This window comes from Streptomyces sp. CB01881 (assembly GCF_002953255.1).
Classification (GTDB): domain Bacteria; phylum Actinomycetota; class Actinomycetes; order Streptomycetales; family Streptomycetaceae; genus Kitasatospora.
This window is the reverse complement of the sequence record NZ_CP026498.1, coordinates 6,520,590-6,542,977: the sequence shown is the minus strand read 5'-3', so window position 1 is coordinate 6,542,977 and position 22,388 is coordinate 6,520,590. Positions and strand designations below refer to the sequence as shown.

The 22,388-nt window shown below is 75.4% G+C and carries 21 protein-coding genes and 1 pseudogene; 19 read left to right on the top strand and 3 right to left on the bottom strand.

Going from position 1 to position 22,388, the window contains the following annotated elements:
* Window positions 1–140: 140 nt before the first annotated feature.
* A pseudogene (locus C2142_RS18350) lies at window positions 141–344 on the bottom strand (transposase); the annotation flags it as partial.
* A gap of 41 nt (window positions 345–385) precedes the next feature.
* Complete coding sequence (locus tag C2142_RS18345) at window positions 386–919, bottom strand: hypothetical protein (RefSeq protein WP_148643649.1); 534 nt, start codon at window positions 917–919, stop codon at window positions 386–388.
* Here C2142_RS18345 and C2142_RS18340 point away from each other — a divergent pair.
* The 12 genes from C2142_RS18340 (at window position 906) to C2142_RS18285 (ending at window position 13,534) form a co-directional block, all read left to right on the top strand.
* Window positions 906–1,736 carry an SDR family NAD(P)-dependent oxidoreductase gene (locus tag C2142_RS18340; protein ID WP_241002649.1) on the top strand — a complete coding sequence of 277 codons (831 nt, stop codon included), beginning with the start codon at window positions 906–908 and terminating at the stop codon, window positions 1,734–1,736. The two genes, C2142_RS18345 and C2142_RS18340, sit on opposite strands and share 14 nt — an antisense overlap.
* Window positions 1,682–2,113: an NUDIX domain-containing protein gene (locus C2142_RS18335; RefSeq protein ID WP_148643648.1), complete on the top strand. Its 432-nt coding sequence runs from the start codon at window positions 1,682–1,684 to the stop codon at window positions 2,111–2,113. Before C2142_RS18340 ends, C2142_RS18335 begins: the two co-directional genes overlap by 55 nt.
* Before the next feature lie 232 nt (window positions 2,114–2,345).
* Window positions 2,346–3,302, top strand: a complete 957-nt coding sequence (locus C2142_RS18330; protein WP_148643647.1) for a hypothetical protein — start codon at window positions 2,346–2,348, stop codon at window positions 3,300–3,302.
* A 70-nt stretch (window positions 3,303–3,372) separates the two neighbouring features.
* Window positions 3,373–4,290 carry a LysR family transcriptional regulator gene (locus C2142_RS18325; RefSeq protein ID WP_148644867.1) on the top strand — a complete coding sequence of 306 codons (918 nt, stop codon included), beginning with the start codon at window positions 3,373–3,375 and terminating at the stop codon, window positions 4,288–4,290.
* 59 nt (window positions 4,291–4,349) lie between these two features.
* On the top strand, window positions 4,350–5,438 hold the full coding sequence (alc, locus tag C2142_RS18320) for an allantoicase (protein WP_148643646.1): 1,089 nt from the start codon (window positions 4,350–4,352) through the stop codon (window positions 5,436–5,438).
* 78 nt (window positions 5,439–5,516) lie between these two features.
* Entirely contained in the window at window positions 5,517–5,756 is a 240-nt protein-coding gene (locus C2142_RS18315) for a hypothetical protein (protein WP_148643645.1), read from the top strand.
* Between the two features lie 50 nt (window positions 5,757–5,806).
* The gene (locus C2142_RS18310; RefSeq protein WP_148643644.1) at window positions 5,807–7,141 is read left to right on the top strand and encodes an amidase; all 1,335 of its coding nucleotides are present in this window, start codon (window positions 5,807–5,809) and stop codon (window positions 7,139–7,141) included.
* Between the two features lie 159 nt (window positions 7,142–7,300).
* Complete coding sequence (locus C2142_RS18305) at window positions 7,301–9,832, top strand: ABC transporter permease (protein ID WP_148643643.1); 2,532 nt, start codon at window positions 7,301–7,303, stop codon at window positions 9,830–9,832.
* A gap of 122 nt (window positions 9,833–9,954) precedes the next feature.
* Window positions 9,955–10,644, top strand: a complete 690-nt coding sequence (locus C2142_RS18300) for a TetR/AcrR family transcriptional regulator (RefSeq protein ID WP_148643642.1) — start codon at window positions 9,955–9,957, stop codon at window positions 10,642–10,644.
* A gap of 147 nt (window positions 10,645–10,791) precedes the next feature.
* Window positions 10,792–11,694, top strand: a complete 903-nt coding sequence (locus C2142_RS18295; protein ID WP_148643641.1) for an alpha/beta hydrolase — start codon at window positions 10,792–10,794, stop codon at window positions 11,692–11,694.
* Window positions 11,691–12,317: a TIGR03086 family metal-binding protein gene (locus C2142_RS18290; RefSeq protein WP_148643640.1), complete on the top strand. Its 627-nt coding sequence runs from the start codon at window positions 11,691–11,693 to the stop codon at window positions 12,315–12,317. Before C2142_RS18295 ends, C2142_RS18290 begins: the two co-directional genes overlap by 4 nt.
* A 395-nt stretch (window positions 12,318–12,712) precedes the next feature.
* On the top strand, window positions 12,713–13,534 hold the full coding sequence (locus C2142_RS18285; protein WP_148643639.1) for an integrase: 822 nt from the start codon (window positions 12,713–12,715) through the stop codon (window positions 13,532–13,534).
* A gap of 127 nt (window positions 13,535–13,661) precedes the next feature.
* Here the strand turns inward: C2142_RS18285 and C2142_RS18280 are convergent, their stop codons facing one another.
* The gene (locus tag C2142_RS18280; RefSeq protein WP_162002500.1) at window positions 13,662–14,633 is read right to left on the bottom strand and encodes a LuxR C-terminal-related transcriptional regulator; all 972 of its coding nucleotides are present in this window, start codon (window positions 14,631–14,633) and stop codon (window positions 13,662–13,664) included.
* A gap of 259 nt (window positions 14,634–14,892) precedes the next feature.
* Between C2142_RS18280 and C2142_RS18275 the strand changes: the two genes are divergently transcribed.
* From C2142_RS18275 to C2142_RS18245, 7 genes are all read left to right on the top strand, one after another.
* Complete coding sequence (locus C2142_RS18275) at window positions 14,893–15,120, top strand: hypothetical protein (RefSeq protein WP_153882791.1); 228 nt, start codon at window positions 14,893–14,895, stop codon at window positions 15,118–15,120.
* Between the two features lie 126 nt (window positions 15,121–15,246).
* Complete coding sequence (locus tag C2142_RS18270) at window positions 15,247–17,031, top strand: hypothetical protein (protein ID WP_148643636.1); 1,785 nt, start codon at window positions 15,247–15,249, stop codon at window positions 17,029–17,031.
* The gene (locus C2142_RS18265; RefSeq protein WP_148643635.1) at window positions 17,019–18,902 is read left to right on the top strand and encodes a YcaO-like family protein; all 1,884 of its coding nucleotides are present in this window, start codon (window positions 17,019–17,021) and stop codon (window positions 18,900–18,902) included. The genes C2142_RS18270 and C2142_RS18265 overlap by 13 nt, the downstream gene beginning before the upstream one ends.
* 11 nt (window positions 18,903–18,913) lie before the next feature.
* On the top strand, window positions 18,914–20,515 hold the full coding sequence (locus C2142_RS18260) for a hypothetical protein (protein ID WP_148643634.1): 1,602 nt from the start codon (window positions 18,914–18,916) through the stop codon (window positions 20,513–20,515).
* The gene (locus C2142_RS18255) at window positions 20,512–21,495 is read left to right on the top strand and encodes a thiopeptide-type bacteriocin biosynthesis protein (protein WP_148643633.1); all 984 of its coding nucleotides are present in this window, start codon (window positions 20,512–20,514) and stop codon (window positions 21,493–21,495) included. The genes C2142_RS18260 and C2142_RS18255 overlap by 4 nt, the downstream gene beginning before the upstream one ends.
* Complete coding sequence (locus tag C2142_RS18250; RefSeq protein WP_148643632.1) at window positions 21,492–21,965, top strand: hypothetical protein; 474 nt, start codon at window positions 21,492–21,494, stop codon at window positions 21,963–21,965. Before C2142_RS18255 ends, C2142_RS18250 begins: the two co-directional genes overlap by 4 nt.
* A gap of 245 nt (window positions 21,966–22,210) precedes the next feature.
* Window positions 22,211–22,381, top strand: a complete 171-nt coding sequence (locus tag C2142_RS18245) for a thiazolylpeptide-type bacteriocin (RefSeq protein ID WP_148643631.1) — start codon at window positions 22,211–22,213, stop codon at window positions 22,379–22,381.
* Window positions 22,382–22,388: the final 7 nt, after the last annotated feature.

Sequence of the window (22,388 nt, the reverse complement as noted above, 5' to 3'; positions counted from 1 at the left end):
AGCGGATTCGGCGCCGGACCGTCACCATGCGGCGGTCGAAGTCGATGCCGTCGAGGGAGAGTGCGAAGACCTCGCCCTGTGGACCTTGGCGCTCATTGCGTTCGTGCGAACACCCGCTGCCACGTGCCGTCGGCCGCTCACCGCAACGACCGCTTGTGCGCGGTCTGGAACGGCTCCAGCTCCTCCGGCAAATCCCGCCAGGTTGACCAGGTGCGGTACTTCCATGCGATCGCCTCAAGCGTGCGTCGGTGGTCCGCCCACCGCCGTCTACGGGCCGGATCGGCCGGCATCAACGGCTCAATCCGGTCCCACATCGCATCACTGATTACCAACCGGACAGACACATCCGATCAACTGCTCAGCCCATCAAAGAGACACGCCTTAGTCAGGCCACGACGTCGATCCGTTCGCCGCATGCTGTGATGATCGCGGCCAGGTCCTCGTGCACCGGCTTGCCGGTCTTCCGCAAGATCCTCGCCCCCGCCGCAGCGGAGGCCGAGGTCCAGGGCTGGCAGGCCGCCGCCCGCATGCTGCCAGTGCCCTGCTGCCGGTCACCACCCCGCACCTCGAACACGTCGACCACGACGAGCACCACCGCCGTCTGGAAGTCCGCTACACCTGGGCGGTCGGTGCCGGGCGCCAGGCCGCAATCGACCACCTGCTGAAGCGTATTCGTGCCGACCTCGCGCTTGCCGCCGGGCTGGATCCGGACCGCTTCCTCTACCAGATCCGGCACTTCCTCGCCCTGCGAATCCTCGGCGTCATCCCGCCCGGCCGTCTCACCGGCCACGACCTCCTCCTGCTCCTGGCCAAGCTCGCCAAGACCCAGCAGCCCGAGACCGTCTGCGAGACCTTCACCCGCACCCAGCCCGCGCCGGCCACCGGCCCCGACGATCGGACCGACGATGACCACACTCACGCCGCTTGAACTGCCCATCGCCGCCCTGCCGCTCCAGGGCCGAGTGGCGCTGGTCACCGGCGGAGCCACCGGGATCGGCGCCGCGATCGCCCGAGCGCTCGCCGCCGCCGCCGGCGCCTGCGTCGCCGTCAACCACCTCTCACAGATCCGCCAGGCCCGCACCGTGCTCGCCGACGTGCGGCGCGGGGGCCGCGGCGGCATCGAGGTCAGCGCCGACCTCGCCGACTCGAACGCCGTCGCCGCGCTGGTAAGTCAGGTCGAGTCCGAACTCGGGCCGGTCGACGTCCTCATCAACAACGCGGGCGTCTACCCGCGCATCCCGTGGGACGAGCTCGGCGAGGACGAGTGGGCGCGCGCCATCGAGTCCAACCTGACGATCCACTACCGAACTTGCCGGGCCATCACCCCGGGCATGGCCGATCGCCGATGGGGCCGGATCGTCAACATCGGCAGCGTCAACGCCCGCGCCGGCCGCCCCGGACTCGCCGCCTACAGCGCCGCCAAGGCCGGACTCCTCGGCCTCACCAGGTCGCTGGCCAGGGAACTTGGACCGGCCGGGATCTGCGTGAACACTGTCGTACCCGGGGCCATCCAGGTCGAGGCGGAGAATGACCTGCCCGCCCACCACCGTGCCCGACCCGAGGACCAGATCTGCCGCCAGCGCGTCCTTCATCACCGGCCAGTCGTTGCACGTCGACGGCGGCTGGCTCCTCCACTGACCCGCCCCACACTGCCGAGACCACCGAGAGGGAAGAGATCACCATGCAGCACCGCGTCCGCGCCGTCCTCCTCACCCCGAACGACACCATGCTGCTGATCAAGCGCATCCGTCCCGGCATCGACCCGTACTGGGTGATCGTCGGCGGCAAGATTGAGCCGACCGATGCCGGCTCCGAGGACGCCCTCCTGCGCGAGGTCCGCGAGGAAATCGCGGGCGAGGCGGAGATCGTCAGCCTCCTCCACACCATCGAGACGGACGACGAGCGTCAGGACTTCTACCTCGCCACCATCGAGAAGTGGAGCTTCGAGGACCGCACTGGCCCCGAGTTCAGCCAGGAAGGCCGGGGCGAGTACATCCTCGAAGAGATCCCCCTGACCGCCGACGCCCTCGACATGGTCAACCTCCTGCCCCAGGACTTCGCGGCCGTCCTGCGCGACGCCGTCGAGCGAGGGGAACTCCTCGCCGCCCGCTGACCGCAAAGGCGGCCGGGTGGGCTCGGCCACCCGACATTCGCGCGCAACCCGCGACAGCCGCCGCACACGGCTCCGCCAAGAAACGACAGGCCTTGATGTGATCAAGACCGCTGCGGCAAAAGGACCTTGGTGTAGCGGGTGACGTGGTACGTTCCGTGGTCCAACCGAAAATAGGCGACCCCGGCGGTGCTACCAACACCCCGGGGTCCGGCAACAGGAGCTGACACTCCCAATGCGTGTCCATCGTAGCGCCCACATGCGCAACTTCACCGTGCTGCCCAACGGCCTGCTGCAGGACCGGCGGCTGTCCTACACCGCCCGCGGCCTGCTCGCGGACCTCCTCTCCCGTCCGGACGGCTGGCGCGAGGACGGCCGGCACATGGCCGACCCCAGCCCGCAGGGGCGTGGGGCGATCCGCAAGGCCCTGAAGGAGCTGACCGAGGCCGGGTACTACCGGGTCGAGAAGATCCGCATGCCGGACGGGACGATCCGCACCGAGACGCACGTCTACGACACGCCGCAGTTGGCGGTGCCGGGTGTCACCCGTCCGGTCTCCGGTGAGGCGACCACCGGCCGCGCTGACGTCCCTCTTGTAAAGAACCGGTACCAAGAACCCTCCCACCCTGCCGAGCAGGTCGACCAGCAGCCGACTGCTGGCGGGGAGACCGCCGCTCGGCCCGAAGGGCGGGAGGAGGGCCACACCCTCGACCAGGAGACTCCGGCCATACCGGACGAACGGCTCCGTGAGGCGATGGCGACGCTGTTCCGGGTGCTCCGTGCGGAGCCGCGCCTGCGGCTGGGCGAGGCCGAGGCTACCGAGCTGGCGCCGCTCGTCGCCCAGTGGCTGGAGCGCGGCAGCACAGCCCAGGAGCTGGCCCAGGCCCTGCTGCCCGGCCTGCCCGTGCCCCTGCACTCCCCGGTCGGCGTGCTCCGCAGCCGCCTGAAGCGCAAAATGCCTCCCGTTCCGGTCCCGCAGCAGCGCTCCAAGCCCCGTTATGCCGAGTGCGCCAAGTGCCACGACCCCATGCCGCAGCCGGGCATCTGTGCCGCGTGCGCGGGCATCGGTGGGCGAACGGTCCAGGCTAGCGGTGGGGCGGCCGTGGCCGCCGCCGGAGCCGCACGGGTGCGAGCTGCATTGCAGGCTGCGAGGGACATAGTTCCTGCACTACCGGCCCTGCTGAACGTCTGAAGGGGGGAGCCGGCCGACGGGCTCCCGGCGGGCGCCGCCGGCGCGGACTTACGCTGGCGCGATGGGTGCGGTGGGCGAATGGGATCTGCGGCGGCTGCGGGTGCTGCGGGCGGTGGACGAGTGCGGGACGGTGACGGCGGCGGCCGAGCGGCTCTGCCTCTCGCCGTCGGCGGTGTCGCAGCAGGTGTCGGCGCTGGCGAAGCAGCTGGGCGCGCCGATGCTGGAGCCGTACGGGCGGCGGGTGCGGCTGACCAGCGCGGCCCGGCTGGTGCTGCGCCACGCGGAGCTGGTCTTCGGTCAGCTGGAGCGGGCCGAGGCGGAGCTGGCCGGGTACCTGCACGGCGAGGCGGGCGAGGTCCGGGTGGGCGCGTTCGCCACCGCGATCGGCGGGCTGCTCGTGCCGGCGATCGCCCGGCTGCGCGAAGCCGCGCCGCGGCTGGCGGTGCGGGTGGTGGAGGCGGAGGCGGCCGGGGCGTACGGGCTGCTGGCGGCGGGCGACGTCGACCTGGCGTTGTCGCTCGCGGTGCAGCCGGCCGGCGGCGACCCGCGGTTCGTGGAGTCGGTGCTGCTCAGCGACCCGCTGGACGTGGCGCTGCCGCCGGGCCACCCGCTGGCCGGCGTGCCGGGGCTGCGGCTGGCGGACCTCGCCGACGAGCCGTGGATCTACGGCGCCGCCGGGCCCTGGCGGGAGATCACGTCGGCGGCCTGCGCGGACGCCGGGTTCGTGCCGGAGCGGGCGCACACTGCGGCGGACTGGACGGCGATCCTGGCGATGGTCGCGGCGGGCCTCGGGGTGGCGCTGGTGCCCCGGCTGGCCTCGGCGGGCCGCGGTGGCGGCGCGGTGGTCCGGGCGCTGCCGGCCGACCTGCCGACCCGCCGGGTGGTCGCGGCGGTGCGGGCCGGGACGGAGGGGACGCCGCCGCTGCGCCGGGTGCTGGCGGCGTTGGCCGAGGTGGCGGTGACCGTGCAGACCGTTCAGTCGCAGTGAACGGTTTGCTCAGTTCTTTGTGATGGACCTGATCAGTGCCCCGGGTTCATGGTGGACGCATGGCCACCGACAACGCTCCCGGGACCCTTCCCGACGCCGACGCCCTGCCCTACGGGGGCGGCAATCCGTACGCCGACTACCGCTCCGGCGACTTCGCCTTCACCGCGCTGACCGACCTGGCCGACCGCCGGCTCGGCGGCGCCGTGATCGCCGCCAACGACGAGCTGTTCGCCGAGCGGGAGAACCTGCTGCTGCCCGAGCCCGCCGAGTTCCGTCCGCACACCTTCGGCAACAAGGGCCAGATCATGGACGGTTGGGAGACCCGCCGCCGCCGCGGCGCCGGCGCCGACCGCCCGCACCCGGCCGCCGACGACCACGACTGGGCGCTGATCCGCCTGGGCGTGCCGGGAGTCGTCCAGGGCGTGATCGTGGACACTGCGCACTTCCGCGGCAACCACCCGCAGCAGATCAGCCTCGAAGGCACCGAACTCCCCGGCACCCCGGGCCCGGAGGAGCTGCTCGCCGACTCCGTCGTCTGGCACCCGCTGGTGCCCCGCTCGCCGGTGCGCGGCCACGCGGCCAACGGCTTCACCGTCGAGGGCGGCCGCCGCTTCACGCACCTGCGGCTCAGCCAGTACCCCGACGGCGGCATCGCCCGGCTCCGGGTGCACGGCGAGGCCAGGCCGGACACCGCCTGGCTGGCCGCGCTCGGCACCTTCGACCTGGCCGCGATCGAGCACGGCGGCGCCGTCGAGGACGCCTCGGACCGCTTCTTCTCGCCCCCGTCCAACCTGGCCCTTCCCGGCAAGTCCCGTGCCATGGGCGATGGTTGGGAGAACCGCCGGCGCCGGGACGACGGCCACGACTGGGTCCGGCTCCGGCTGGCCGGGCGCGGTGCGATCCGCGCCGTGGAGATCGACACCGGCTACTACGTGGGCAACGCGGCCGGCTGGGCCGCGCTCCACGGACGGGACGAGCAGGCGGCGGACCCGGAGGAGTGGTTCGAGCTGGTCCCGCGCACCAGGCTCCAGCCCGACGCCGTCCACCGCCTGGTGCTGGACGCGCCGCGGCCGGCCACCCACGTCCGGCTCGACGTCTTCCCGGACGGCGGCATCGCCCGGCTGCGGCTGCACGGCAGCCTGGTCTGAACCCGCCGCCGCCGTCCGGCCGCGGTCCTGGCGCCCTCCCCGGTTGCCGGTGCCGGACGGCCGCCGGACGATGGGGAGATGATGCACCAGATGCGCGCCGAGTACGGCGACGGCGGCCCGGCCGCCGGGGTGAGGCTCTGGCACATGGTCCGCGGCTCCGACGCCGTGGCCATGTGCGGCCGGGACCTCGATGAGGGTGCGCCGATGCGGGAGCCGGTGGACTGGGGCAAGACGCCCGAACTCTGCTGCCACACCTGCGGGGCGTACTACCTGCGCGAGACGCCCTACCTGGGGAGCGAGCACCAGGGGAACCCGTAGGCGTGCGACGGTCGGTGCCGGTACCCGCCGGCGGGTCTACTGTGGTCGGCATGGACGAATCCCTGGTCCGGCCAAGGTCGTTGGCCCGCGAGGCCGCCGGGCTGCGGGCCGGCGATCCCGGCCTGTCCGTCCACGTCGACCGGCTCTGCACCCGGATCGAGCAGGTGGACCCGCTGCTCCACGCGTTCGTGCCCGAGCCCGGACGGCCCGGGCGGCTGCACGCCGAGGCGCGCGCGCTGGCCGCGCGCCACCCCGACCCGGCCACCGCGCCGCCGCTGTACGGGGTGGCGGTCGGGATCAAGGACATCGTGCACGTGGACGGCCTGCCGACGCACGCCGGCTCCGCCCTGCCGCCCGGTGTGCTGGCCGGGCCGCAGGCCGCCGTGGTGGACCGGCTGCGGGCGGCGGGCGTGCTGGTCGCGGGCAAGACGGTGACCGCCGAGTTCGCGGGCACCGCCCCCGGCCCGACCCGCAACCCGCACCACCCCGGACACACCCCGGGCGGTTCCAGCAGCGGGTCGGCGGCGGCGGTCGCGGCCGGGCTGGTGCCGCTGGCGATCGGCATCCAGACCGGCGGCTCGGTGATCCGGCCCGCCGCCTACTGCGGGGTGGTGGGCTTCCGTCCGACGCACGGGCGGATCCCGATGGACGGGGTGATCCCGCACTCGCCGACCTTCGACACCCCGGGCCTGTTCACCGCGGACCTCGCGGGCGCCGCGCTGGCGGCGCCGCTGCTCTGCGACGACTGGCGCGCCGAGGAGGCCCGGGCGGCAGGGGCCGCCGCGCCACCCGTCCTCGGGGTGCCGGCCGGCCCCTGTCTGGAGCAGGCCGGTCCGCAGGCGCGGAAGGCCTTCGAGGAGCAGCTGGAGCACCTGGCCGCAGCAGGACTGACGGTCCGTCGGGTCGATCTTCCGGCCGACCTCGCGGAGCTGTTGGGCCTGCTGCGGACGATCAACCGCTTCGAGCTGGCCCGTACCCACGCCGACTGGTTCGTCCGCTTCGGCGGTCTCTACCGGGCGGAGACGGCGGCCGGGATCCGGCACGGCCAGTCCGTCCAGCCGGAGGACTACGAGGCGGCGCTGCACGCCCGCGAGCACCTGTGCGGCCTGCTCGCCGAGGCCTGGGCGGCCTCGGGGGCGGACCTCGTCCTGACGCCCGCGGCGACCGGGCCGGCCCCGGCCGGGCTGGGGACCACCGGTGACGCGGCCATGTCGCTGCCGTGGAGCTTCGCCGGGCTGCCGGCGCTCAGCCTGCCGGCCGGACCGGCGGCGGACGGCCTGCCGCTGGGCCTCCAGGTGGTCGCCCCGGCCGGCGCCGACGAGCGGCTGCTGGCGCAGTCGGCCGTGCTGGAAGCGGAGTTGGGGGCGCACCGCCGGGGCGAGTAGGGGGTTAACCCCCGCCCGGATCCGCCGGACCGCCGCACTGCGTCCGCGCCCTGCCGCGCGGGAGGGTGGGGCCATGCCGACGCCGCTCCGTCACCCCAGTCCGCAGTGCCGTTCCCGCCGGGCGGGCCGCGCCCCGATGCGCCCGGGGGTGCGGGCCTGATGCTGCTCTCCTACGCACTCCAGAGCCTGAACGCCCGCCGGTCGAGCTTCGTGGGCGCCTTCTGCGCGTTGTTCTTCGCGGCCCTGACCGTCACCGCCTGCGGCACCCTGCTGGAGACCGGCCTGCGCGGCGAGATCCGCACCGAGCGGTACGCGGGCGCCCCCCTCGTGGTGGCCGGTGACCAGCAGGTGCACCAGACGGTCGTCAAGGACAAGGGCAACGGGAAGACCAAGGCCAAGGAGAAGGCCAAGCCGCTCGCCGAGCGGGCCTGGTTGCCCGCCGCCCTGGCCGACCGGATCGCCGCCGTGCCGGGCGTCCGCGCCGTCGTTCCCGAACTCACCTTCCCCGCCCAGCCGGTGGCCGTCGACCGGCTCCCCGGGTACGGGCACTCCTGGGCCTCCGCCGAGCTGACCCCGTTCACCCTCACCGAGGGCCGGGCGCCGGGCGCCGACGACGAGCTGGTGGTCGACGCGGGCCTCGCCGCCCGGGCCGGACTGCACGTCGGCGACCGGCTGACCGTCCGCTCCACGCAGACGCCGGCCGCCTACCGGATCTCCGGCATCGCCGCCGCCCGGGGCGGCGGACTGACCAGTCAGAGCGCGTTGTTCTTCAGCCCGGCCGAGGCCGGGAGGCTGGCCGACCGGCCCGGCCGAGCCGCCGCGATCGCCGTCCTGCCGGCGCCCGGCACCGACCCGGCGAAGCTCGCCCGCGACCTCGCCCCGGCGCTGGCCGGCGGCAACGCCGTCGTCCACCGCGGCGCCGACCGCGGGCAGGCGGAGTTCCCGGACGCCGCCGGTGCCCGGGTGAAGCTGGTCAGCATGGGCGCCGCGATCGGCGGCACCGCGCTGCTGGTGGCCGTCCTCGTGGTCAGCGGGACCTTCGCCCTGATGATCCAGCAGCGGGGCCGGGAGATCGCCCTGCTCCGCGCGGTGGCGGCGACACCCGGGCAGGTGCGGAAGATGATCGGCGGCGAGGCGCTGCTGCTGGGTCTGGCCGCCGGCGTGCTCGGCTCGCTGGCCGGGCTGCCGGCCGGCGGGTGGCTGTACGACGGCTTCGTCGGCCTCGGCGCGGTGCCGGAGACCCTGCACCACACGCTCAGCGTCTTCCCGGTGTTCGCCGCGGTGCCCGCGACCGTGCTGGCCGGCTGGGCCGCCGCCCGGATCTCGGCCCGCCGGACGTCCCGGATCCGCCCCGGCCAGGCGCTGTCCGAGGCCGCGGTCGAGGTGCCGGGCGCCGGGTGGGCGCGGGCGGTGGCGGGCGTGGTGGTGCTGGCCGGCGGCATCGTCCTGGTCGCCGTCCTCGCCGCGCTGGACACCGAGAAGGCGGCCACCCCGGTGACCTTCGCCGCCGTGGTGGTGCTGGCCGTCGCGGTCTCGCTGCTCGGCCCGGTGCTGGCCCGGGGCGCGTCCGCCGTCCTCGGCGGGGTGCTGCGGATCTTCCCGGTGAGCGGCCACCTGGCCGCCGCCAACCTGCGGGCCGAGTCCCGCCGGCTCGGCGCCGCCGCCGCGCCGCTGGCCCTGCTGACCGCGATGGTCTGCACGGTGCTGTTCACCGAGTCCACCCTCGGGGGAGCGGCCGCCCGGCAGGCCGAGGACGGCGTCCGGGCCCCGTGGACGCTGGCCGCGAGCGCGCCGGGGGTGCCCGGCCGGGCGGCGCAGGCCGTCCGGGAGCTCCCCGGCGTCACCGCGGCGACCGAGGTGCTCCGCAGCTCGGCCCGGATCGACCTGGAGAAGTACACCGTGCAGGGCATGACCACCGGGGGACTGGCGGCGAGCTGGGACCCGGGCGTCACGGCGGGCACGCTGGCGGACTTCGGCGACGGCGACCTCGCGGTCAGCGAGACGGCGGCCGGCGCCCTCGGGGTCCGCCCCGGCTCCACCGTCCGGCTGGTCCTCGGCGACGGCACCCCCGCCACCCTGACCGTCCGGGCCGTCTACGCCCGCGGCCTCGGCTTCGGCGACCTCACGCTCTCGCACGCCCTGCTGGCCCGGCACGTCGACAACCCGCTCGCCGCGGCCGTCCTGGTGGCCGGCGACGGCCGGGTCACCCGGGAGCGGCTGACCGCGGCGGTGGCCGGCTTCCCCGGGGTGCGGGTGCTCGACCGGGCGCAGGCCGGGGAGATCGCGGCCGAGGCCCGGCAGAACGGCGCCGAGGCCAACTACCTCGGGATGGCCCTGGTGCTCGGCTTCACCGCGATCTCGGTCGTGAACACCCTGGCCATGGCCACCGCGGACCGCCGCCGGGAGTTCGCCCTGCTCCGGCTGACCGGCACCACCCGCCGCCAGGTCCTCGGAATGCTGCGGTTGGAGTCGGCCGCGGTGGTGGTCACCGGTGTCACCGTCGGCTCGGCGATCGCCTTCGCGGTGCTCACCGCCTTCAGTCTCGGCATGACGGGCGCGGCCGGGGTGGCCTGGGGCTGGACCGGATACGCCGGGGTGCTCGCGCTGGCCGCGGTGCTGGCCCTGGCCGCCACCACCCTGCCGGCGAGGCAGGCCCTGCGGGCACCCGCCCTCGCCGTCCCGGCCGGGTGACGCCGGGCGGGCGGGTGGGAGTGGCGACCGCTATACCCTGGCTGGACGCAGGCGCACCGGGCGGCTCACGACTGTGGGCCGCCCGGCGGCGCTCCCGCCACGACGGACAGCTGAGGTGGACCGTGAGCGGTTCGGTCAAGGACGGACGCACCGAGGGACGCACGGCCGTCCGCGCCGACGGACGCGCCGACGGGCGGGTCGTGCGCGGCGAGGAGACCCGCCGGGCGGTGCTGTCGCGGGCCGTCGAGATCGCCTCCGTCGAAGGCCTGGACGCGCTGTCGATCGGCCGGCTGGCCACCGACCTCGGGCTGAGCAAGAGCGGGGTGTTCGCCGGTTTCGGCTCCAAGGAGGAGCTCCAGCTGGCGACCGTCCGGGCCGCCCGGCGAATCTTCTCGGACGCGGTGGTCGCTCCCGTGCAGGGCGTGGCCCCGGGCCTCGGCCGGGCCCGGGCGCTCTGCGAGAGCTGGCTCGCGTACTCGCGGGTCCGGGTCTTCGAGGGCGGCTGCTTCTTCTTCGAGGTGACCGCCGAGTTCGACGCCCGCCCCGGCCCGCTGCGCGACGCGCTGGCCGGCTGCGCGCGGGAGTGGCACGAGCTGCTGCTCGACACGCTGGCGCAGGCCAGGGCGACGGGCGGGCTGCGGGCCGACGCCGACCTGGAGGACCTCGTCTTCGCGCTGGTCGCGGTGATGGAGGCGGCCAACTCGCAGGCGCTGCTGTTCGACGAGGAGACCCCGTACGACCGGGCCGGGCGCGCGGTGCTGCGCCTGCTGCGGGCCGAGGCGACCGACCCGGGGGCCTCCGAGCTGGTCTGACGCCCGGTACGCCCGGTACGCCCGGTACGCCCGGGCGGAGGAGACGCAGGTCTGCGCCCATAAAACTGCACGAACGGTCGTGCTAATATCTCCCCGAGTTCGGCCCCCGCACCCAGGCAGACCCGTCAGCACCGACAGGGAGACCCGATGGACCCGGCCGTCACACTGATCCGCACCACCCTCAACGCCACCTCGCTGATCGCCCCCGGCCTGGCCGGCCGGGCCGCGTTCCGGCTGTTCCGCCACCCCGTCGGGCGCGGCCGGGTGCGCATCCGCGAGCGCGAGGTCCACCGGAGCGCCGTCACCGAGGAGCTGTCCCACCACGGCGAGCGCGTGGTGGTCTACCGCTGGGGCGACGGCACCCGGCCCGTCCTGCTGCTGCACGGGTGGCAGTCCCGCGCCTCGCGGTTCGCGGACTTCGTCCCCCGGCTCCGGGCGCTCGGACTGAGCCCGGTCGCCTACGACGCCCCCGGGCACGGCGACTCCGGCGGCCGCACCTCCACCGTGCTCGACCACCGTGACATCGCCGTCCGGCTCCAGGAGCGCTACGGCGACTTCGAGGCGCTGGTCGCGCACTCGCTCGGCGTCAACGCCGCCTTCCTCGCCCTGCGCGGCGGCCTGCGGGCCGGGCGGCTGGTGGCCCTCGCCGGGGTCGGCGAGGTCTCCTTCATGCCGGCCGCCTTCTGCGCCCGGGCCGGGCTGAACGCCGTGGTCGAGCGGCGGCTGCGGTGGCTGATGAACCACGAGATGTTCCCCGGCGTCGCCGACGTCGGCGCGTACTTCGACGCCGCCCGCAGGCCCGAGGAGCTCGGCCTGCCGATCCTGGTCGCGCACGACGAGGACGACGACGTGGTCCCCCTCGCCCACGCCCACCGGCTCAAGGCCGCGTACGGGGACCGGCTCGACCTGATCGTCACCCGGGGCCTCGGCCACCGCCGGATCCTCACCGAGCCCACCGTCGTGGACAACGCCGTCGGCTTCCTGGCGGCCGCTCCCCCCGCCGGCGGGGAGACCGCGCAGGCGGCCGGACGGGAGGTCGGCGCGGCATGATCCTGCTCGAACTGCACACCAGGTCGCTGGAGTTGGCCGGCAAGGTGGTGGCCACCGTCCAGCCCGAGCAGTTGGTGCTGGCGACGCCCTGCGCCGGCTGGACGCTCCGCCGGCTGCTGGAGCACGTGGTCGGCCAGCACCGGGGCTTCGCCGCGGCCGCCCGGGGCGCCGGGCCCGACCCGGCGCTCTGGCGGGACGTCCCGGTCGACGGTGATCCGGCGGGCGCGTTCCGGCTCTCGGCCGGGGAGCTGACGGCGGCCTTCGCCGAGGCGCACGCCGCGCCGCGCGCCGGGCACGGACTCTGGCTGCCGGAGATCCGCGACGGCGCCGCCTTCCCGCTGCGCCAGGCCGTCGGCTTCCACCTGCTGGACACCCTGGTGCACGCCTGGGACGTCGCGGCCGCCCTGGGCACGCCGAAGGAGGTCGCCGGGGCGGTGGACGCCGACGAGTGGCTGGCGTCCGCCCTGCTCTCGGCGGCCGTGCTGGTGCCGGCCGCGCCCGAGGACCGGGTGCCGGGGGCCGCCTTCCGGAAGCCTCGTCAGTGGCCCCGCGGGGCGGGGTCGTTCGACCGCGTGCTGGCGCTTCTCGGCCGCGACCCCGGCTGGGCCCCGCCCGTCCGGTAGGGGCGTTGCCGGGCCTTCGGGGGCGGGAGTCCGGCGACGGGCCGCAGGAGTCGGGCCGCAGGGGCCGGGCTCAGCGACGGTCGGGCTGCTCGTCGGGGAAGCGGGGTCCGCCGATCAGGAAGAGCAGTGCGGCGATCGGGAAGCCGATCGAGGCGGCCAGTAGCACGAAGAACTGCCAGACCATTTCTCGCTCCTCGCCAGTCCGGGGAGGCCCGTCAGCCCCGGAGGGCCGGGCCCCTCGAAGGAGATCCCAAACCCGACAGGCCCTGATTGGCCGAATTGTCCACTCGGTATCCGACGGTATGGCCGAATTTCCCCCACTGCCACCGGGACGGATCCGCGTGCCGCGTGCACGGGTCTGGGCCTGCGCCCCGCCCGGCGGCCACACTGTCGGGATGCAGGTACAGCTCGCAGGGGAAGCACGGCGGCCGGACCGCGAGAGCGAGGACTTCGCGGCGGCCTCGCCGGAGGCGCTCGTACTGCTCGACGGTTCGAGCTCGCCGACCGGCCTGGAGTCCGGGTGCCGCCACGGCACCCCCTGGTACGTGCGGCGGTTGGGGGTGCACCTGCTGGCCAGACTCACCGACCGCGCGGACCGGTCGATCGGGGAGTGCCTGGCCGACGCCATCGCGGAGACCGCCGCGCTGCACGGCGGCCGCTGCGACCTCGGCCACCCCAACACGCCGGCCGCCATGGTGGTGGCGGCCCGCCGGCACGGCGCCGCGCTGGAGTACCTGGTGCTCGGGGACTCGCTGCTGGTGCTCCAGTTCAAGGACGGCCCGCCGAAGGTCATCGGCGACAACCAGCGCTTCCCCGGCGGCGAGGAGCTGCGCCGGCAGGTCTGGTCGACGGTGCCCGGCTCGGCCGAGCGCGCCGCGCTGCACCTGGAGTACGTGCTGGCCGTCCGCGCCGCCCGGAACACCGGCAACGGCCCGTGGATCGCGGCCGCCAGTCCGAAGGCGGCCCGGTACGCCGAGACCGGCTTCGTCGACGCGGAGCGGCTGCACGCGGTGGCCGCGCTGACCGACGGCGCCTCGCGCTACACCGAGCGCTTCGGCCTGGGCAGCTGGGCCGACGCGCTGCGGCTGCTCGCCGAGTCGGGCCCGGGCGAGCTGATCGCCCAGGTGCGGGCGGTCGAGCGGACGGACACCGCATGCGAGCGCTGGCCGCGCGGCAAGGCGCACGACGACGCCTCGGCCCTCTACGCGCTGCTGTGACGGGGGCCGTGGCCCTGGTCACGGCCGGGAGCCCCGGCCGTCGGGCCGGGCCGGGCCGGTGCGGCGGTCCGGCCCGGGGCGGCCCGGGGGCCGGTGCCGCGGTCCCGGGCGGCGGACGGCGGTCCGCTCAGGCGGCCGACGCGGTGACGACGCCCGCCCGTTCGGCGAGGACGCCGGCCTGGAAGCGGCTGTCCGCGCCCAGGCTGTCCATGAGCTCGGCGATGTGCCGGCGGCAGGTGCGGACGGACATGCCCAGGCGCCGGGCGGCCTGCTCGTCGGTGCTGCCCTCGGCGAGCATCCGGGCGATGGAGCGCTTGATCGCCGCGCCGGCCTCGCCGTAGCCCGCGACCACGCTGCGGGTCTCCTCCTGGTCGAACGGCATGGCCCGGCCCCAGCACTGTTCCAGCGAACGGTAGATGTAGTCGACGAGGGCGGGCTCGCGCACCATGACGGCGCCGGCGGGCGCGCCGATCCCCGTCCGGGGGATGAACGCCACCTCGCGGTCCACGATGACGACCCGGTCGACGATCTCGTTGTCGGTGCGCAACTCGCAGCCGGAGGCGGTGAGTTGGCTGGCGTAGCTCTGCATGGCCGGGTTGACGCGGACGGTGTGCTGGTACAGCGCCCGCATCCGCACGCCGCGTTCGAGCAGTTCGAGGTTGCGGGCGAGCGCGTCCGTCATGCCCTCGGTGGAGCCGATGCCCGGGTGGGCGCTGAACACCTCCGTACGGCAGTTCGCGGCCAGCTCCTGGAACATGGCGCGGACGTCGTCGGGGTTCTCCATCACGTCGATCGCCTCGGCGCTGCTGCGCTCGCGCCGCATCTCGTAATAGAAGGGCACCAGTCCGAGCAGTTCGGTCCGCACCTGGGCGGCCTGCTGCTGGCGTGCCTGCAGGACGGCGTTGATGGGGCCGATCAGTTCGGCGGCGGCGAGCTCGGGGTTGGTGGCGATCAGCGCCGAGGAGCCGTCGGGGGCGGGGCGTAGCAGGTGGAGTGCGGAGAGGTCGTCGGTCGCCCGTTCCAGCTGCTCGGGGGTCAGGCCGAGCTCGTCGGCCGCCCGTTCGTCCAGCCGGCCGTGCCTGACGGCCCAGGTGAACACCCTCGCCGCGGTCTCGTCGAGACGGCCTGAAAGTGATGGAAGGATGTCCGGAAAGACCATGATTGCCCCCGTTTGATCATAGTGATTTCACTGCGCTGCAACTTTATGACAGGGGCGCTGGGTGGAGATCCCCCCGATCGGCGGGCCAATGTGGAGCTGCACCGGAAAGCAGGTGCGGCTCCCGGCCGGGAACGGCGCAGGAGCCTGAGGGAACGTACGACGCCGTGATCCGGCGATCGACACAACGGGGGAAAACACCATGGGCAAGCGCCTTGCTTCCTGCTTCGTTCTGACCGCTCTCGCCACCGCCGTCATGGCCGGCCCGGCGTCCGCCGCCACCACCGCCGCTGCCGCCACCGCCGCCGCTGCCGCCACCATCACCGTGCAGGCGGCCGGGCCGGACGCCGACCCGCTGCACCTCGTCCCGAAGCCGGTCGCGCACAAGCCGGGCAAGGACGGCGGCCACGGCGACCTCCGCTGGGAGTGACCGCGGAGCCCCGCCGGAGCCCGGCCCGGCCGCGCCCCACCCGACCTGACCCGATCTGATCCGCCTGATCCGACCCGCGATCGAGGACCGATGTCTGCCGCACCTTCTCCGCTGCCGCTCCGCGGCGTGCGATCCCGCCCCGGCGTGCACTACGCACCGGTCAGCAAGGGCGTGTACGTCTCCGCCGCCAAGGGGGCGTTCCTGCTGGCCGGCCCGGCGAGCCTGTTCCAGCTGGTCGACCGGCTGACCCCGCTGCTGGACCGCGGCGCCACCGAGGACGAACTGGTCGCGGCGGCCGGCGCCGAGAAGACCCGCGGTGTCGTGCGCTGGGTGGCCGGGCAGCTCCTCCTGCGCGAGCTGCTGTTCGACCTCGACCGGCTGGACACCCCGGAGCCCGGGCCGGACGAGCGCGCCGCGTACGGCGACTCGCTCGCCTACCTGGAGACCCGCAGCGACGACCCGTACACCGCCTTCCGCCGGGTGCGCGAGGGCCGGGCGGTCGTCCTCGGCCGGGGGCCCGCCGCCGAGTCGGCGGCCCGCGGCCTGGCCGCGGCCGGCTTCGGCAGCGTCGTCCTGGCCGGTACGGACGGGAGCGCCCCGGACCCGTCCGAGCTGCTGCTGCTCGACCCGGAGCTCGACCGCGTCGTGCTGCCCGCCTCCGCCGCCGAGGCCGCCGGACTGCTGTCCGGTGCCTGCGTGGCGGTGGTCGTGGACGCCGCGCCGTCGGTCGACGCGACCGCCGACCTCGCGCCCGGTGCCGCGATCGTCCCGGTGACCACCGCGGACACGTCAAGGGCCGGTGGTCCCCAGGTCGTCGGCCCGCTGCGGACGGCGGGCGAGGCGCGCGGTCTGCACAGCAGGCTGGTCGAGCGTGCGGTGATCCGCCAGGGCGACCAGGCGCGGACCGTACCGTCGCCCACCGGCGCCATCATGGCCGGCGCGCTCGCCGCCCACCGGGCCTTCCAGCACATCGGCCTCGGCACGCCGGAGAGCTCCGTCTCGGTGGTGCACGGCCCCGCGCTGGAGACCGACGAGGCCGTGCTGGCCGGGACGGGCCAGGCCGAGTGGAGCGGCATCCGCAGCCTCGGTGACGCCGACCCGTCGGGGCTCGCGCCGGTCGTGACCGAGGAGGTGCTCACCGACTCGCTGCCGCTGTTCGCACCCTGGACCGGCCCGTTCCGGTGGATCGCCCCCGACGACCTGCCGCAGCTCCCGTCCGCGCTGGCCGTCCTCGAAGGCCTCACCCCCGACTTCGGCACGCCCCTCGTCCGCCGCGGCATCGACCACGGCTCCGCCGCCGTCCAGGCGATCCTCGCCGGGCTGCGCGTCCTGGCCGCCGTGCCGTACCCGCCCGGGATCCGTCTCCTGGAGCGCTCGGTGTCGGCCGCCGGAACCACCGAGGCGCGCTGGCTGCTGGACGGTGTCCTGCGGATCCTGGCCCGCTCGGCCGCGGCGCCGGCCACCGTCCTGGGCTGGGACGACATCACCGACCACGACACCCTGCGGTTCTGGCGCACCCTGGAGGAGTACGAGGACCAGCCGGTCGTGCTCACGCTCGGCCGCCCCGCCGGACTCGCCGGCCCCTGGTGCACCGTCACCGTGGCGGACGCCCGTACCGGCGCGGTGCTGGGCTCCGCGTGGGGCGACAGCACCGACCGGGCCGCCGGCCTGGCGCTGGCCGCGGCCCACGGTGCCCGCCGGGCCGGACAGGCCGGTCACCCCGGCACCGTCGACCCGGCGCCCGGAACCGAACTGATCGACCTGATGGCCGAGCCGGAGCTGAACGCGCTGGCCGGGGACATCGAGGCGTACTGCCACGCGCACGGCGTGCGTCCGCTCGGGGTCCGTGTCGTCGCCGACCCGCTGGCCGGGGAGCAGAAGCTGTGCTGGGGGCCGGTATGGCTGTCCTGACGATCACCGAACCGTCCACCCCCTGGGCGGAGTTCGCCGAGCTGCACGGTGCCCGCCTCAGCGTGACCGAGGGCTGGGACACCGAGGCCGAGCGCGCCGCCTGGACGGCGGCCCGCGAGGCCGGGGTGCCGCTGCTCTCCGTCCGGGTCCTCCCGGACGAGGTGCAGATCGGCCCGCTGTGGGACGCGGCCGCGCCCGCGCCCTCCTGCGCGGGCTGCGCCGAGGCGCGGGAGCGACTCGCCGCGCCGATCGCCGGCGGCCACCCGATCGTCCGTGAGTGGGGTGCCCGGCGCTCCGGCACCGGCGCGTCGCCGCTGCTCCCGCTGCTGGCCCGGGCCGCGCTGACCGCCGGAACCCCCCTGGCCCCGGGCGAGTTGCTGTCCGTCCGTCCGGGCGGACTGCGCCGCCACCGGATCGCCCGGTACCACGCCTGTCCGGTCTGCGGGGACGCGGGCATGCCGCACGACCGCACCGCCGCGCCGCCCGTCCGGACGCCGGAGCCCCTGGTGCTCGCCGACCGCCCGTCGCCGCAGCAGCTGCCGCTGCGCGAGCGCCCCGGCCTGCCGATGCCCGCCGACGAGCTGCACCGGCGGACCGTCGACGCCCGCTTCGGCCCCTTCGTCGGGGTGCAGCGGGAGACCCAGGCCCCGTTCGCGATGAGCAACGCCGTGATGCCGGGCGGACCGGTCGGCGCGGGGCACGGCCGCGGCGCCACCTACCGGGAGAGCGATCCCGTCGCCATCCTGGAGATGTACGAGCGGATCGGCGGTTTCCCGTACGGCACGGGACGGGTCGTCAGGAACCTGGCCTACCAGGGCATCGACCTGCCCGCGCTGGACCCGGCCACGCTGGGCGGGCACACCGCGCGACAGCTCGCCCACCCCTACTGCCGGGTGCTGCCGTACGCGCCGCAGACCCCGACCGACTGGGTCTGGGGCCACCGCATCCCCACCGGCGAGCCGGTGCTGGTTCCGGCCGAGGTCGGCTTCTACCAGTACAAGCTGCAGCGGGAGGGCGACCGGAAGATCCACTTCCTGGAGTCCTCCAGCGGCTGCGCGCTCGGCGCGAGCCTGGAGGAGGCGGCGCTGCACGCCCTCTTCGAGGTCACCGAGCGCGACGCGTTCCTGCTCGCCTGGCACCGGCGGCGCCCGCTGCCGGCCATCGACCCCGCGTCGGTGCGCCGGGAGCGCAGCCGGGAGCTGATCGGCCTGATCCGCTCGCGCGGTTACGACGTGCACCTGCTGGCGGCGAGCCAGGACGTCCCGCTGCCCTCGGTGTGGGTGCTGGCCGTCCACCGGGACGGGCTGTTCCCCGCCAGCTACTCCGCGGCCGGCACCCACCCGGACCCGGAGGCCGCGGTCGAGGCCGGCCTGTGGGAACTGGCGCAACTGGTCCACGAGCGGGTGCCGTTCGACCCGGCGGCGGTGGAGCGGATGATCGCCGACCCGTTCGAGGTGCGCGTGCTCGACGACCACTACCAGCTCTACAAGCGGCCCGAGCTGCTGCCCCGCGTCACCGAGGTGCTGGGCGGGCCGGTCGTCCGGCTGGACGAGGCCTTCCCCGGCTGGCCCGACGCCCTGCGTCCGGCGGCCGGCGCGCGGCCCGACGTACGGGCCTCGCTGGAGACCGTGCTCGGCCTGTACGCCGACGCCGGAATGGACACCGCGATCGTCGTCGACCAGTCCACCCGGGACCACCGCGACCTGGGACTGGCCGCCGCCAAGGTGATCGTCCCCGGCACGCTGCCGATGACCTTCGGCCACGCCAACCAGCGGTTGCTCGGCCTCACCAGGCTGACCGACGGCCTCCTGGTCGACGGCCGCCCGGTCACCGCCGACGACCTTCCGCTCGACCCCCACCCGTTCCCGTGAGAGGAGGACCGATGAGCCTGACACTCGAACGCGGCGCTCTGCCCGGCACCGCCGAAGCGCGCCGCACCACAGCCCCGCACGGCACCGCCGAAGCGCACGGCACCGAGACCCCGCACGGCACCGCCGAAGCGCGGCCCACCGACGCCCCGCACGGCACGGAAGAGCTGCGGGAACTGCGCCGCTTCGCCTTCGAACAGGGCGCCGGCAAGGCCTTCGTCGCCCCGGGCCCGCAGATCGACCCCTCGATCGGCACCACCAGCGGGCAGCTCCCCGCAGCGGTCCGCCCCGACGCCGGCCGCCCGCTCGCCCTCGGAACCTCCCGGCTGCTGCGCCGCACCCCCTTCCCCGCCGGCCTCGGGCCGGCGGACGGGCCGGCGGCCGGTGAGGACACCCTGGACCACCTGCTGGTCACCGCGTTCGGCCTGCAGCGCCGGGAGCCGTCGAACTCCTTCAACGACCACCGCGTCGTGCCGTCGGTCCGCAGCAAGTTCCCGGTCCGCCCCTACCTGCTGCAGGACGGCGCCACCCGCTACCTGGACGTCCAGCGCCACGCGCTCCTGGACGTCGAGGGCACCCCCGCCGCCGACGGCGAGCACGGCACCACCGTGGTGCTGGCCGGGCGGCACACCGACCTGCCACCGCAGTACGCGCTGCTGCGCGGCCCGCTGGTGGACCTCGAAATCGGTCACAACCTGCGCAGCCTGTACCTCGCGGCCCAGCTGTTCGGGGTCCGGGCGGAGCTGGAACTGCCGACCCCCGACCCCGAGGGCCTGGCCGAGCGGATCGGCATCCGGCCCGCCGAGGGCTGGGCCTACCCGGTCGCGGTCCGGCTGGACGGCGCGACCCCGCGCTGGCGCCCCGGCACCGACCGGCCGGCGCCGACCGGCGACCCGGCACTGGACCGGGTGCTGCGGATCGACCGGATGACCCGGCCGTCCGGCGCGCCCGCCCCGGCGGGCGAGGTCACCGGCACCGGCCCGTACCCGGTCGAGGGCAACGGCCTGAGCTGGGCCGAGGTGCTCTGGAACCGTACGGCCGGGCGCACCCCCGAAGGGGTCGGAGGCTTCTCCGGCGTCCGGGCGCCCCAGCCGTACGCGGCCGTCGCCGACAGCCTGGCGCTGGCCTGCGCGCCGCCGCCGTCCCCGCTGCTCGCCGCCGTCGCCGGACACGTCCGGCTCACCCTCTGCGCCCAGGACGTCGAGGGGCTGCCGGACGGCATCCACCGCGTCGAGGACAACCGGCTCACCGGGCACCTCGCCCGGCCCGGCGTGCACGCCGCGCTGGACTCCCAGTTCGGGTACCCGCTGAGCGGCGGCAACGACTGCCCGGTGCGGCACGCCACCTTCGTCTGGACCTTCACCGCCGACCTGCGCGCGCTGTTCGCCGAGTTCGGGCCCAGCGCGTGGAAGCTGCTGCAGTACGCGTGCGGCTGGTCGGCGCAGGGCCTGGTGCTCGGAGCAGCGGCGTACGGCATGTACGCCCGGCCGGCCCGCGCCTTCGACGAGGTGCGGATCGCCCGCACGCTGGAGCTGGACCGCGACCAGACCGCCGTCTTCCAGGTGGTCTGCGGCACCGGCCGGTTCCGCGAGCCGATGCTGGACCTGCGGTCATGACCGCCACCCCGGGCGGCAGCCCCCGCTGGAGCTGCTGGCACCTCCACCTCGACTCCGCCGTACCGGCGCTGGTGGACACCGTCCTGCTGGACGTGGTCGAACCGGTGGTGCGCGAGCTGCGGGCCGACGGCGCGATCACCGGCTGGTTCTTCATCCGGTACTGGCAGCACGGGCCGCACCTGCGGCTGCGGCTCGCCGGTCTGGACGAGTCGGCCGAGCCCGGCGTCACGGCGGCGCTCGCCGAACGGCTGGCCCCGGTCAACGCCGGCATCCCGGACGGCGAGCGGATGAGCACCGAGCAGTACCACCGGAGCACCGGCCCGATCGCCAAGGCCGGCGAGGGCGGCGCGGACGGCTTCGAGGCGTTGCCGCTGGCCGAGCTGCGACCGGGCGGGGTGCACCGCGAGCCGTACACCCCGGAGACCGACCGCTACGGTGGTCCGGCCCGGCTGGGGCTCAGCGAGTCGCTGTTCGGCGACAGCAGCGAGCTGGTGACGGCCGTTCTGCGGACCCGTCCGAGCTGGAACGCCCGGGTCTCCTTCGCCCTGCTCGCGATCGCGGCGGCGGTCCGCGCGGCCGACCCGGACCAGGTCTCCCAGGAGCGGTTCCTGCGCGGACTGCGCACCTCCTGGCTGACCTGGGCCGGGCGCGCCGAGCACCCGGGCATGAACCCGCTCGCCGCCCGCGAGGCGTCGCTGCGCTCCGCGGGACTGCTCGCCGAACGCTTCCCGGGCGGGCCGGGCGCCCTGCCCGGTGCCGGCCGGGCCGCCGACCGGTGGGCGGAGCGGCTGGGCGCCGCCATGGACGTCTGGCGGGACGCCGCCCGGGCCGGGACGCTGAGCTCCAGCCCGCCGGAGATCCTCGCCTCGCACCTGCACATGACGCTCAACCGGCTGGGCTTCGGCCCCGAGCAGGAGGTCTTCCTGCTCAGCGTGCTGATCGAGCTCTGGGCGGGCCACCGTACGGCGGCCGCGGCGTGACCGTCACCGGGACGGCGGCCGGGACGACGGCCGCCCCGGTGAGCGGGTACGAGCGCGCCTGCGCCACCCTGCTGCCGGAGCTCGCCGAGCGGGTCGGGCCGCCGCTGGCGGAGGGCCGCTGGTTCGCGCTGGAGCGGACGGCGGGCCGGTACGGCCGGGTCCTCCTCCCGCTCGGTGGCCGGGCGTACCACGGCCACGCCTTCGCCGAGGCCTTCGCGGCCGCCCTCGGCACGCCGGCCACAGGGCCGGACGGATCCTTCTGGTGCGCGCTCGCCGGCGAGCCGCAGACCGACCCGGCGGTGTTGGACGGGCTGCGCTGCGGTCTGGCGCACGCCGCGGCCGCCCACGGCTTCGCGGTGCGCTGGCCGCGGGTGCACGACCAGGAACTGCTCGACATGGCAGCGCAGTTGGACGGCCTGGACACCGGTGTCCTGCTGGTCGCCGAACTGTCCGACCAGGCGCCCGCGTAGCCGAACCGGGTGCCCGCCCGGCCCGACCGGGCGCCCCCGCCGCAGGCCGGCCGAACATCCGGCCGCCCGTGCGGCCCATTCCCCGGGATCGGCTGATCCCCCCCACAGACCTCCCCCGTCAGGGGTGAGCGCCGGCCCTCCCGGGCCGGCCCCGCTCCGCCGGCGCCCGCCGCGCGGAGTCCGGAACGCGGCCCGAACGGGCCCGCTCCCGGAGCGAACCGACGAGATCCCATGGAGATCCACAGATGAGCGAGTCCGTGAACACCCCGCAGGTCGAGTCGGCCGAGGTCCCGGCGGTCGACGTCGAGGAGCTGTCGGTGCTGGAGGTCGGCGACGCCGCCGCCCTGCCGGAGATGGGTGCCTCCAGCGGCGGCACCATGTGCTGCTCGTCCTCCTCGTCCACCTGCTGCTGCTGATTCAGCG

Coding starts and splice junctions, on each gene's coding strand:
- C2142_RS18340 (WP_241002649.1), top strand. CDS start 906: ATGACCACACTCACGCCGCTTGAACTGCCCATCGCCGCCCTGCCGCTC.
- C2142_RS18335 (WP_148643648.1), top strand. CDS start 1,682: ATGCAGCACCGCGTCCGCGCCGTCCTCCTCACCCCGAACGACACCATG.
- C2142_RS18330 (WP_148643647.1), top strand. CDS start 2,346: ATGCGTGTCCATCGTAGCGCCCACATGCGCAACTTCACCGTGCTGCCC.
- alc (WP_148643646.1), top strand. CDS start 4,350: ATGGCCACCGACAACGCTCCCGGGACCCTTCCCGACGCCGACGCCCTG.
- C2142_RS18315 (WP_148643645.1), top strand. CDS start 5,517: ATGATGCACCAGATGCGCGCCGAGTACGGCGACGGCGGCCCGGCCGCC.
- C2142_RS18310 (WP_148643644.1), top strand. CDS start 5,807: ATGGACGAATCCCTGGTCCGGCCAAGGTCGTTGGCCCGCGAGGCCGCC.
- C2142_RS18305 (WP_148643643.1), top strand. CDS start 7,301: ATGCTGCTCTCCTACGCACTCCAGAGCCTGAACGCCCGCCGGTCGAGC.
- C2142_RS18295 (WP_148643641.1), top strand. CDS start 10,792: ATGGACCCGGCCGTCACACTGATCCGCACCACCCTCAACGCCACCTCG.
- C2142_RS18290 (WP_148643640.1), top strand. CDS start 11,691: ATGATCCTGCTCGAACTGCACACCAGGTCGCTGGAGTTGGCCGGCAAG.
- C2142_RS18285 (WP_148643639.1), top strand. CDS start 12,713: ATGCAGGTACAGCTCGCAGGGGAAGCACGGCGGCCGGACCGCGAGAGC.
- C2142_RS18275 (WP_153882791.1), top strand. CDS start 14,893: ATGGGCAAGCGCCTTGCTTCCTGCTTCGTTCTGACCGCTCTCGCCACC.
- C2142_RS18265 (WP_148643635.1), top strand. CDS start 17,019: ATGGCTGTCCTGACGATCACCGAACCGTCCACCCCCTGGGCGGAGTTC.
- C2142_RS18260 (WP_148643634.1), top strand. CDS start 18,914: ATGAGCCTGACACTCGAACGCGGCGCTCTGCCCGGCACCGCCGAAGCG.
- C2142_RS18255 (WP_148643633.1), top strand. CDS start 20,512: ATGACCGCCACCCCGGGCGGCAGCCCCCGCTGGAGCTGCTGGCACCTC.
- C2142_RS18245 (WP_148643631.1), top strand. CDS start 22,211: ATGAGCGAGTCCGTGAACACCCCGCAGGTCGAGTCGGCCGAGGTCCCG.